The organism is Candidatus Curculioniphilus buchneri endosymbiont of Curculio glandium (assembly GCF_964275155.1).
Lineage (GTDB): Bacteria > Pseudomonadota > Gammaproteobacteria > Enterobacterales > Enterobacteriaceae > Curculioniphilus > Curculioniphilus buchneri.
The window spans coordinates 728366-742202 of record NZ_OZ193413.1; the positions used below are offsets into that span (position 1 = coordinate 728366).

Genomic DNA, 13837 nt, shown 5'->3' on the forward strand with positions numbered 1-13837 from the left:
TAAAAATTAAATAGTTATTTTTAGATTGCATCTACATTTCCATATTTCCATTGTATTATAAAATAAAGTAGTATTTATTATTTACATGATAAAAAACGATTTTTATTACAAAAGAATTTTATACAATATATGTATAAGTAAAATATAATACTAAATATTAATAATAAATAGATTGTTATTTTTTAATAAAACCATAATTTAATTTATGTACGTTATTTACAATAATATATCTAACTAAAATAACGTATTAGATTAAGTAGACATGCCTTTCTTTTTTAAAAGTTTACAACATCCAATATAAAGTGAATTCATGTTATTAAATTATATTCTTTATTTTTTTATTTTTAATATTTTAATAATTTTAAAAATATTAAAACTTAATTGTTACTATTTTTACTCGAATTATCTATTATGTAGATTCGCATTCTAAATAAATTTACAACTAAAGATTAATTATTATTTAATAATTAATCTTATCACAATAATTTTATAATATCTTTTTTATGCTCTACCTTATGATAGATTAAATATAATATATAAAATACAATCAATCTACTTTTTAGTAAAAAATTTTTTATTGATATTAGTCAATCAGTTATATCAAAAATTATTTAATACATCTTACTATACTAACTACAATACAGAACATTAAGGTTTCAAAACGGACATAAATATATTTATCATGAATAATTACTTAATGTTATTGGAACATATTATTCTTGAATAAAAAATAAAATATGTTATTAAATTAACAATTAGAAAGAATATTCAATATCGAAGAACATGATATAGAAAGTAACGATATTAAAATCAATCAGAGAATAAATAAATTGAAAAATAATGAACAAAACATTACCACGATTCAATCACATACTCCTTTGATGAAACAATATTTAAAGCTTAAAGCATGTCATCCAGACATTTTATTATTTTATCGCATAGGTGACTTTTATGAATTATTTTATAATGATGCTAAACGTGTATCACAACTAATAGATATTACTTTAACCAATCGCGGTATCTCTGCCGGACAGCCGATACCTATGGCCGGTATACCTTATCATGCAATAGATAATTATTTAATTAAGCTAGTCGCACTAGGTGAATCAGTGGCTATTTGTGAACAAATTAAAGATTCTACTACTAAAATGGAGATTGTTGAACGCCAAATTTCACGTATTGTTACTCCAGGTACACTCAGTGATGAAATGTTACTAAATGAATATCAAGATAATCTATTAGCCGCTCTATGGCAATCTTCAGATGGTTTTGGATACGCTACTTTAGATATTGCTTCTGGCCGATTTTTAGTATCAGAACCAATCAACCGAAATGCTATGTCCGAGGAGTTACAACGAACTAATCCAGCGGAGCTACTGTATCCTGAAACATTGCAAGATTTAACGATAATTAAAAATTGCCGTAATCTACGGCGTCGTCCCATTTGGGAATTTGAATTACAAACTGCCCATAAACAACTTAACATACAATTTGGCACACACAATCTGACTGGTTTTGGCGTTGAACATGTACCGTTGGCTCTTCGTGCTGCCGGTTGTTTACTACAATATGCTAAAGATACACAACGTACTTCCCTTCCACATATTCAAGCTATTACTGTTGAACATCAAAATAATAGCGTTCTACTAGATGCAGACACTAGACGTAATCTAGAATTGACTAAAAATATAAATGGTGATAATAAAAATACTTTATTAAGAATCTTGGATTTTACATCTACCCCAATGGGCAGTCGAATGTTACAACGTTGGATCAATATGCCTACTAAAGAAGTCAGTACGTTGATCCAACGACAAGAAAGCATTCGATTACTACAAGAAATAACATTGAAAATACAACCTTTATTGCACCAAGTTGGTGATCTAGAACGTATCTTAGCGCGATTAGCATTACGTTCAGCTCGACCACGTGATTTAATGCGAATGCGCCATGCTTTTGCACAATTACCAATTATCCAAACAATACTATCTAAACAAGTGTCTTCTTGTTATTTATTCACACTTTTAAAAAAAATAGGCAATTTTAAGGAATTGTATAATTTGTTGGTACGTGCGATTGTTCAATCACCGCCATTACTTATTCGAGATGGTGGAGTTATCGCATCAGGATATAACATAGAACTAGATGAATACCGTGCTTTAGCAGACGGTGAAACTGATTATCTTGAACAACTTGAATTACGTGAACGAAAAACAACAAAATTAGATACATTAAAAGTTGGTTTTAATGCTATACATGGATATTTTATCCAACTTAGTCGTGGACAAAGCCATTTAGCACCAATGCATTATGTACGTCGTCAGACACTAAAACATGCTGAACGATATATTATTCCTGAGTTAAAGGAATATGAAGAAACAGTATTAACTGCAAAATATAAAGCATTATCAAAGGAAAAATTGCTATATGATGAATTATTTGATTTATTACTTCCGTATTTAGCTAAATTACAACACAGTGCCGCAGCTCTAGCAGAGCTAGATGTATTATGTAATTTAGCTGAACGAGCTGAAACATTAAATTATGTTTGTCCAACGATAAGTACACAGGAGGGAATATATATTATTGGTGGACGTCATCCAGTAGTAGAACAAGTACTCGATGAAAAACCATTTATTGCTAATTCTTTATCATTATTTGATAAACAACGTATGTTAATCATTACTGGACCGAATATGGGAGGTAAAAGTACCTATATGAGGCAAAATATCCCCTTGAATTAATGTGTAAAACATCTTGTTCTATATTGCAACTTACCAAAAAATTAATAGAAAGACATTCACTGAGTCCTAACGATGCCGGTTGCCAGAAGATAATAATAAAACGTCTTCAAGCATTAGGTTTTATAGTTGAATTGATGCCATTCGAAGATACTCAAAATGTTTGGGCGTGGCATGGCTCAGGGGAAAATACATTAGTCTTTGCTGGTCATACTGATGTAGTGCCTACTGGCGATATACGAAAATGGTACAGTCCTCCATTCGAGCCAATTGTACGTAATGGTATACTGTACGGACGAGGCGCAGCAGATATGAAAGGAGCTTTAGCCGCTAGTGTTGTAGCAGCTGAACGTTTTGTCACCCAAAATCCACACCATCGAGGAAGATTAGCTTTTCTTATTACTTCTGATGAAGAATCTTCTGCACGCAACGGTACTGTTAAGGTTGTAGATTTATTGATGGATCGTCAAGAAAAATTAGATTTTTGCATCATAGGTGAACCTACTAGTAATCATCAAGTAGGTGATACCATTAAAAATGGTCGAAGAGGATCACTTACTGCTAATGTATTGATTCACGGTATCCAAGGTCACGTCGCTTATCCACATTTAGCACATAATCCTTTTCACCATGCCATGGATGCTCTATACGAACTAATAAAAATGAAATGGGATCAAGGTGATAGTTTATTTCCTCCTACTACTCTACAAATCACAAATATTCATGCTGGAACAAATAAAAATAATGTTATTCCCGGTAAGTTATATGTGCAATTTAACCTTAGGTTTGGTCCTAGTTTAACTGATGAAATGATTCGGCAAAAAGTAGAGTCAATAATGAATCATTATAACCTATGTTATCATATTGACTGGGAACTTTCTGCACAGCCTTTTTTTACCCATCGTGGTAAATTAGTAGAGGTTGTGATACAAACAGTACAACACTATCAAAACATTATCCCTAGTTTAGAAGCTACTGGTGGTACGTCTGACGGACGTTTTATTGCCTTATTAGGCGCTCAAATCGTAGAACTTGGTCTAATTAATAATAGTATTCACAAAATAAATGAATGTGTTCGCATTACTGACTTACGAATATTAAGTTACATATATCAACGCATTATGGAAAATTTAATTTTGTGATAGCGTTTGATGGCAGTTAAATTATTGATTTTGACGATCAATATTTGTATCAATATATATTAATAATGGTTGTGTAAAAGTACATTAAATAAATTTAAACAAGCAATAACAACGATTGTTAAGTATTTTATTATAAGACTAATGCGTAATTAAATTAATTTCTTGACATTAGTAACATATTATTAAATGAGTAAAAGTATTAATCCTATTCTATATAATTTTTAACATTATCTAAGAATAATTTTTAAATCGTTTTTAATTTACTTATTAGTCATTGTATTAACATGTATATCGTAAAAATACGTAATACTTATTGAATATATCAAACTTGTATATAAACTATGAAATCTATAAAAAATAGAATAAGATTAACGTTAAATGTTCGATTAATGGTTTAGCCATTTATATGGATTAGGATTATTTAGTACTTTTTGTATTTTTATCAAAAAAAATAGATTGCTTCATGTGTAACCTATTTATATTGATATAAATTACAAAAATAATCACCCTTGATCTGTTAGTATCATTTAATTGCTTAATTAAAGTTGTTGTATTAATATTATTGTTCATAATGTATCTATATTATATTAGCGAATGCATTGTATAATTCGATTATATTCCGTAACAATAATTTTGTTAGAAGCTATTAACTATTTTTAATGATAACTTTTAAGAAACAAAGATACATTGTTTAATGTAATCGATATTTCTTTCTTTGAACTTAATGTTCAGGCTGAGAATTCAAAATTTCACTATCTCTATAGTATTTGAAAAACTTTTCTATTAACAATAGATAGTTAATTTAATTTTAAATTTATTCATTCATATTACTGAGAGATTAGATCATACAAATAAATAGCATACATTTCTACAGAATAATATGAGTAAATATGCATTTATAATTTAATGATTATTAATCATAATATATAGTATTTTCTATTGGAGTTTAAGTATTTATTAATTAGGTATTTTAGAATGATATAAAATGACTAGTCATTGTTACTTAAGGTACGCATGGAAAAATGTTCTAGTTTAAAGTAGAATATTGATTGATAAAAAAATAATAACACTTAATTAATCTAATACCGTTCATTAACTTATTTAAACTATGGTAAATTGATTGTAAATCAAATTAAGAAATTATGAATATTTTTTAAACATTAATTTCGTAGAAAGATGTCGTTATTATATAATATATAAGTTTATAAGTTAATTAATGATTTAAATCATATGATTAACATCTAATGTATCTTTTCCGTTTAAAAAAATCATGTTAATCATGATTGATATTCAAAGGTTTTAACGACACATAAAATATATGTAAATCCTATAATCATATAAATAATTTTTAGAATTTATTGCTACATTTAAAATATTATTTTTTTAAAAACAATAAAAAATTGATCTTGTTCTATACTAATAGAGTTAGCATACTAATTTATTAGTCCTAGTCGTCTTGAACAATTTAACAATTCTGTAACTTTATGTACCTTAAGCTTACGCATAATATTTAGGCGATGCGTTTCAACTGTCTTTACACTGATGTATAGTTTTTTTGCAATTAATCGATTAGTATAGCCATCAGCTATCAATTTAAGAATTTGTCGTTCACGCGATGTCAATGGACCTTTATCTTCAGTGTTTACATTGAGGGAAGCATGAATTATTTCACTGTTTAAGGCTGGATCTATATAATATTTATTAATGGCAATAGTATGTATTGCTGCTATAAAAATTTGCTGGCTACTATTTTTTAAAACATAACCAAGGGCGCCTGCAGATAGCGTGCGTATTGCCATATATTCTTCTGTATAAGCAGTATACGCTAAAATAGCCATATCTGGCCAACGAGTACAAAATTTTGGAATCAAATCCAAACCATTGATACCAGGTAGACCAAGATCTAGTACTAAAATATTTGGTTCATTTATACGACACATACTATATGCTGATAAACCATCATCAGTGTATGCTACAACTTTAAATCGTTTATAAGGTTCAAGTACACTAATAATTCCATTAATAATTAATTCATGATCATCCACTAGTAATATGTTATATTGATTCATAGTGTTGACCTATTGGAGTGTTATTATGTTTTATAGAAGTGTTATCATTACCGAAATAGTTATCTAATATATAACGTAATGTAGCAATATGTTCCTGCGATAATGGTAAACCATGTTTAATATGATTTTCCATATCACTTATATTTTTAAGTAACTCTTTTAATCCAGCTTGTCCTAATATGCCTTTGAAGGTATGAAGAAATCTTGTTATTTTTTCTTGATTATTAATATTTTTTTCAATATCTCTGAGCAAAGAATGCAATGAGTCATAGAATTTAAGTCTCAAAGATTCATTATCTCTATCGATAAAATGAGTTGTTAAAAAATTTTTCTGTTCTTGTAATGGAATATTACGTTGAAGTTGAAATTCTGCAGCATAGCTGATATTGTCAACCAATTTCGATAACGTAATTGGTTTCGTTAAATAATGTTGTATTCCAACATTCTTACAGCGCATATATTCTTCCGAAGTGGTATTTCCTGATAGAGCAGTAATCATACAAGCACAATCAAGATTGTCTGGATCATGACGCCATTTTTGAGCACAAGTGATCCCGTCCATTCCAGGCATTAAAAAATCCATTAATACTAAATCAAAACGTTGTTGACGACCAAGAGATAAGGCATTGATACCATCAGTTGCCAATGTGATTCTTTGACCTAAAGTGCGTAACATTAAACCAATAATTTCTCGATTAATTGCAGTATCATCTACTAATAAAATGTTCAATTGCCAAGGCTGTACCTTAATATTTTTGGCTATTTCTATGACTTTTTCCGAAAGGGTGCAAAGAACTCTCTCATAGAGTTTACCCGGCAAAAAACATAATTCGGGATCGGCAAAAGGACCTATTCCTTTTGGTGATAAGTCACAAGTTATTCCCCAAGTGTTTAACTGACGGTGAAGCGCTAATGGAGCAGATAATCTTCCGTCTAGGAGGGACGGTTCTTGATAATGATTGAGTGGCATAAAGAAAGAAATGCAAGTGCCAAAACCTAATATACTATCGAGTTCTAACGAACCCCCCATCATCTTTGCAAGAGATGTTGCAATAGTAAGTCCGAGTCCAGTTCCTTGAGAAGTAGTGTCTTTACTTCGAAAAAAAGGGATGAAAACATCTGATTGATTTTCCGGCGAAATTCCTTTTCCGCTATCACTTACTGTAAAAATTAAATGTCGATCACGTTTGTTGACATTGAGAAAAATGGTACCATATTCGGTAAATTTTACTGCATTACTTAATAAGTTAATAAGAATGTGACGAAGTCGCATACCATCAATATCTAAATATAAAGGAACATTTTTATTCACAAAAGTTTTTAATACTAAACCTTTTTTTTGACTTGGTCCTTGAATAATATTCATTGCTTGATCTAAAAGTGGTAGCAATGGTGTTTGTTCAATAATATGCAAAGAACACTGTCCAAATTCAATGCTCGAAAAATCCAGTAAATTATTCACCATAGAAAGTAAGAAAGTAGCACATTGCTGGGTAGTTTCTATTAACTGACATTGTTTAGTAGTCAATTGAGTTGTTTTTTGTAATAATTCTAATGCACCAAATATACCATTAAGTGGTGTGCGTAATTCATGGCTAATTGTAATCAGATATCTACCGTCTTTACAATTATTTTCTTTTTCTGTCTGTTTTTTAACTTGCCTTAAAAATTGAGTTTTTTCAATGTACCTCTTGTCCAGGGTATTAAATTGAATATGCAGGATGTTCAAAATCGTATTATAGACACGAGCAATATTATCTAATTTATTATGATAATTTTCTAGTAAATAACATGAAGATAAACCTAGTTTTCTTTGTGTTAAAATTTCAAAGAAATTCCACAGTGGTTTGATCAAATAATGATATAGAATTAAAAAAATTGCTGAGATTAACACTAAGAGTATTACTATCGAAAAGGGCAATTGAACAGCAATAATATCAAAGATATTCTGAATCTTTCCTCGTTGAGGAAATAAGGTGATTTGCTGCCAACCAGGACCTTTTAATTGGGCACAAAACATCATGTATCCCGGGATGTGTTGCCAACCGTCATGTAAGTCTAAGGATTGTAATATAGGTTGTAATTGATTAATCATTGTCTCTGAGAGAGAGGAACAAGGAAGAATACGATTATCTTTTTCTAACCAAAGATTAATATAAGACTCTAATATTAAATAATCTAAATAAATTAAATCATCTAATTTAACTATCAGTCCGATAAAAATTTCATTAGATACATCTGTAAAAACAGATACTTTCCAACCATCATTAGATATATATTGTGGTTGACTCCAATAAAAATTATCATGATTAGGCTGTTGGGAAACAATATTGAGTTTTGCTTTTTCGTCCATAAAATAATGTGTTGCATAGTCGTACAGAGCAAAACAAGATACTATATGACAGCACTCTGAAAAATCATTATTTAAGTAATAATTTTGTCTTATATTACAGAAAATTTGAATAAATTTACAGTAGTATTCTATTCGAGAAGACGGTACATCATTATTGATATTACATGAATGATCAAGGCTTCTTCTTTTTTCTTCTAGTAATTTTACTATTTTTGGAATAGCATGGCAAAGCTTATAGCGATATGCAAGCAATTGTATGTTTCGTTCAATTTTTTTAAGACGCTGATTGGTTAACGTTACCTGCAATGTGGAAAAGTAAGTAATATTTTTTATTATTTTATTTTTCTTTAAGTTTAATGAAATTAATGCAGAAAGAAATATAGAAATATTCCAAATTATTATTAAACTAATCAAATTAAACATGACGATTTTTGTGACTGAAAATTGTCGTTTTTTCATTGCATATTTTATGCACTGAATAAATTTCATTGTTTTCCTCTTAAGTACTTTACTTTAGTAAAGTGAATGTACTTATAATACTAATAGTAGCATCTAAATATAGATATATAATTTAATGGAAAGAAAATTAATAGTAAATTTTTAATTTAAAATTTTTGTAGCGTAAACAATTACTGTAAGTAATTTAAAATAAATATAGCTAATGTGCTATGTATTATTTATGCATATTTAATATATTCTAATATTTTTAAATTTTTTATTTCACAAAAAATTTTTTTTATTTAAAAGTAAATTACTAAAAGTAAATTACTATATGAAATATTTAATTTTTTAAATTTTGTTTAAATTTCATTGAAAATATTATTTTATTTTTAATATATTAAAATAATATTAATTTAAAACTTTCAAAAATTAATTCTTATCTCACTCAGTAAGTTTATATATAGGATTCAATTTAATTTAAAAATCCATTAATTTTTTATAAGGACTATAAGGTTAATTGATTTTAAAACTAAAATATATTCTGGCTAATGGTTAAGCCATTTATACAATTTTAATTGTTATTAATTTATTCAACGTATTTCTATTACTAAATTTAATAAAAAGGATTTTCAATTCCTTTTAACTATATTGACTTATTACAATGGAAATAAATAATATCTTAAAAAGATTTCACTAAAATGTGATAACATTAATGAATGTATTCATAGTTTTTATTTTAAAGTCATGCAAAAAATAATTTTTATTGTTCTTTTCTTTCTCTTTTGAGAAAAAAATAGATTGAAGGATATTAATTTTAATATTATTAGTATAGCTACAATATATTCTTTATTACATTTTTATAAATTTAATAATCAGATTGTTATATGAAATACTTAATATAAAATTTTTTAGTAGTAAAGGTACTGACCAAAAATCAAAATTTTCAGAAAGTTAACATTAATTCGTTCTAAAATCTATTTATTGATAGTTATATAGCTTGTTGTAATATCTTCAAAAAATTAAACATCTCCGTATCTTGATATTTAAAATAATATCAAGTATAAATAGTCTTAAATTTTATAAAAGATATATTTTATAATACATAAATTATTATCATTGTTATTGCAAAATTTATTACCAATTATCTATAAATACATTATCAATAGCTATAGCAATTTAGTTAAATATTCATAACTGTCTTTATAATTCAGTATGCCGAAACTAACATTACTTTTAGTATCTTTTGTTTGAGTTAGTTTAAATTGCATATTGCAATATATATGACCGTCTTTAACCTTACATAATTAAGTCAGAATAATAAAACATTATATTAAACATATTATCGGTTTAATAAAATTAAATGAAAATATAATTTAAACAATTAAGAAATTGATACATATTTAGGTATAATCAATGTATAACACCGATTATTTATTGTGAGTTCTATTGCATAAAAATTAGATTATATTGATATAATATGTATTAAAATATTTCATTCGTAGAATGAATAATTATTTATTCATAGTAACATTATATGCAATATACTTAATAGTTAATATCAGATTATCAATTTTTTCCTTAAAATTTTTTGATAAAATCAATAGCTATTCTATTTCATACATTGAGTAACTCATATTAAGGTGAATAACTAATGTAATGATACTTTAATTATTTGTAGTTTTTATTAAAAAAGTCGTAGTGCTGGGTTTTCTATCCATTTCTAGTATATGAAACGCAGTAATTATTGAATAACTCTTCATAAAAGCATAAATTTCTAACACATTATATAATAACATTTTTGTGTTAACAAAATTAATTTAGTTGGTATCTTTTATTAAAAGAGAATATGAAAATATAATGCAATTGTATTAGTAAAACGTTCTAATTGTTAGTGAATCTAGTACATTTAATTTACTAAAAAAATAAGAAGTTAGCCAAAACAAGTCACAGACAGGAATATATTCATTAATAAATTCATGTGAAGTAGAGACAAGCAATTCGACTATTGTATTTGTTCGAATGTAGATGTTGTAATGTATTATTATATTAAACATGAACAGAAGCACGCACGGAAGGTGTATATTCAACAATGCAAAAATTTAATAAATTCAAGTTTATTAATAGATATTTAGTATTCAACGAATAATCTTAATGAAACAATATTCTCATAACATAAATTAATATGCTTCAATATCCCATTTCATCTTTGTTAATTGAATGAACTTTACGTTCAAAAACGTAAAAAAGTTAAATGAGATATATAAAATGATATTAGTACTTATAGAAAAGTACTTATAAAAACGAAGAAACGTATAAATGCACCCTTATTCATCTCGATAAAGTAAAGAATAAATCAATCAGTAAAAAAACTAGATATTTGATCTAATGTTTTATTATGATATAGTAAAAAAACTATTTTCAATTTATTCAATAAATAACATCAGTGTGATACTTAATTAATTCTACAATAATATACGAAATATTATTCATTCCATAAATCTTTATATTCATCCTATAATTATAAAAAATGCATGATTAAACTATCAATTTATACCATATATTAGTCTATAATATCAAATTATAATAATATACTATGCTATAAATAATTAGTTTATTCATTAGAATTCATATATATTTAAATATACTAAGTTTGTTGTTGTGTCCAATGTATAATTAACACTTCAATAAATATATGCAATATTCATTCTCGTTTAATGTTTATTTGTCAATTAAAGTTTAGTAATCAAAAATTACTTTTTCTTCTTTTCTATTTTAGTAAATTAGTTACTATAAACTATAGTACACTACACTAATAGTGCCCAGTGACATTAATCGACATACTCCATAAAAAGTATGCTTGATTAAAAAATAAAATTTAATTTTTAAAACAATGAAAAATTTAACTATAAGAATAGTTTTTTAAAAAAAGCCTTATATGTTAATAAATATACTTAAATTATCAAAAATAGCATATATTAATCACTATCAAATAGATAAACATTATCTGATCTACTATATAATACTATGAGTGTACATATTAGTTAAATATGTTAATTTAATGGAATAAAATATTATTCGGAATGTATAGATTAAAGGATATATTATCCATAATATTTAACATAATATTAGTGCTAATTTTACTAGAAAAGATTTTATTTATTTTTCTTCCATTCTAAATATCCATTAACCTAACAAACAAATGTAATATCTAGTGCACTAACATTATTCGTGAACTATGAAAAATAAAGAATTTTTTTACTAAAAGTTGTGCAGTTTATTAATCATTATCTACTGTAAAAAATTTTTTTATTTTCCATACAATAGACTCATATACTTAATGTGCATTATACTGTTAAATCAGTGGTAGATCCACTACTTAATGATTAAAATATAATTTTTAGAATTGTATCAATTATTCTGGAATATAATTCCTCCAATGAATTACAATCATGCTGTTCACACAGTTTATTAAACTTTTTATAGTATACAATATAATGTGACATGTATTTAAGTTTAATGATCAAATTTATTTAAAGCATTGGATCACTTAACCTTTAAGCATATTTAAGCATATTCATAGAATATGCTATTTATATTAAATATAGAAGTTCTAAATTCTATTTCTATAAAACGGAAGAAATAATTTATTAATTAATATTAAAAGATAACGTTTTATTTTGTAAAAGTTATTTATCCATAAGACATCACAGCGTTTTAACATAATCTTGGTTAAAGATTTGATCATATTTTTCTAATCTAATAAAATAACATGCCATCATCAAGACAAATAACCATTTATTATTAATATAATACATATTTATTCATATTTCTGATATGACATCTTAATTGGATTATATATTTTGATGTATTCTGTTAATATAATTAATATATACAATTATATTATGATTTTTCACTATATGTAATTTTTATTATTTTTACTCAATTTTAAACCAAAAAAATTAAAGTCACTATGGGTGTGTGGTAGTTCCGACAGGTTGCATATTTAGCTTAAATACACATTCATATTAAATATTCTAGTAATTTAGAGTTTTCTTCATTAAATTATCAATATCCATTAATATGTGTTATTCCAATATATTCTTTATTAGTTAAGAATAATCATTAAAATTAGCAATAATTCTAAAATTAGAATCAATTAGATTCCATCATAATTATAGAATATATTTATACATAATGAAAAAATAAATAAAAATTTTAGAATATAAAAATAATGATGCCCGGACTCGGAATCGAACCAAGGACACGAGGATCTTCAATCCTCTGCTCTACCACCTGAGCTATCCGGGCAACAGGGATTATTAAATCTTATTTATTTAATTTCGTCAATAGGCTGATTCATATCAACTAACAATAAAATATAGTAGCATAGTAGCGCAGTTGTTGAAGCTTATGTAAAATAATATGTTTGAAACAGCTGTCCCATTGCATAATAATATCCATCTTTTAATCACTTCATCAGTAAAAAATCTCTTCTACATTTATCAAAACGAAAAATAATATAGCAAGAGGAATACTTGTCCTTTTTATTTTATAATAAATAGCAAGAGTATGATTTTCCGTACAGGTATAAATAAATAATTAAGATTACGTAAAATATAAATATATAATGGCATATTGATGAATTCACAAAAAGTTTCACTGTATTAATTATATAAAAAGATATTGATCTGTATGCATAATTGAAAATAATACGGCATATGAAGCATCATGCTATATGGACTTCAGTAATACAATGAAAGTCAATTAGCCGAATCTGTAACATTTTAGTTAATTGTGTTAAAATTAGTGACAAAGGAAAGTAACTAATATTGAAAAATATTTTTTTAACTATTTTATGAAATAAGCTAAATTAATAGATTTCATTATCTCAGATAATGAAAACTCCATTTTTAACAAGATCAAATATTTTAGAATGGATAATTTTAGTTCATATTTAATGAGATATGTCATACAACTATATTCTTACTTAAAACACAGATAATATATGGCTTAATATACTGTGGTATAGGTAATACATCAATTCCATTTCGTTTACTCAGATGAGTATATAAATATATTATAAAACTTATT

The 13837-nt window shown here is 26.1% G+C and carries 3 protein-coding genes, 1 tRNA gene and 1 pseudogene; 2 read left to right on the forward strand and 3 right to left on the reverse strand.

Annotated features, from left to right (window positions below):
• Window positions 1-881: 881 nt before the first annotated feature.
• Together mutS and dapE are read left to right on the forward strand one after the other, a co-directional pair.
• Window positions 882-2726 (forward strand): annotated as a pseudogene (mutS, locus tag ACICP0_RS02195) (DNA mismatch repair protein MutS); the annotation flags it as partial.
• Between the two features lie 17 nt (window positions 2727-2743).
• Window positions 2744-3883, forward strand: coding sequence for a succinyl-diaminopimelate desuccinylase (dapE, locus tag ACICP0_RS02200; RefSeq protein WP_395479672.1), 1140 nt, complete (start codon window positions 2744-2746; stop codon window positions 3881-3883).
• 1433 nt (window positions 3884-5316) lie between these two features.
• Here dapE and ACICP0_RS02205 read toward each other — a convergent pair.
• The 3 genes from ACICP0_RS02205 to ACICP0_RS02215 form a co-directional block, all read right to left on the reverse strand.
• Entirely contained in the window at window positions 5317-5952 is a 636-nt protein-coding gene (locus ACICP0_RS02205; RefSeq protein ID WP_395479674.1) for a two component system response regulator, read from the reverse strand.
• Window positions 5939-8794, reverse strand: a complete 2856-nt coding sequence (locus tag ACICP0_RS02210; protein ID WP_395479675.1) for a two component system sensor kinase — start codon at window positions 8792-8794, stop codon at window positions 5939-5941. The genes ACICP0_RS02205 and ACICP0_RS02210 overlap by 14 nt, the downstream gene beginning before the upstream one ends.
• A gap of 4187 nt (window positions 8795-12981) precedes the next feature.
• Window positions 12982-13054: transfer RNA gene (locus tag ACICP0_RS02215), tRNA-Phe, on the reverse strand.
• Window positions 13055-13837 lie beyond the last annotated feature (783 nt).

Excerpts from the sequence above, each read along its gene's own strand:
- ACICP0_RS02205 (WP_395479674.1), bottom strand. The coding sequence starts at position 5,952 with ATGAATCAATATAACATATTACTAGTGGATGATCATGAATTAATTATT.
- ACICP0_RS02210 (WP_395479675.1), bottom strand. The coding sequence starts at position 8,794 with ATGAAATTTATTCAGTGCATAAAATATGCAATGAAAAAACGACAATTT.
- dapE (WP_395479672.1), top strand. The coding sequence starts at position 2,744 with ATGTGTAAAACATCTTGTTCTATATTGCAACTTACCAAAAAATTAATA.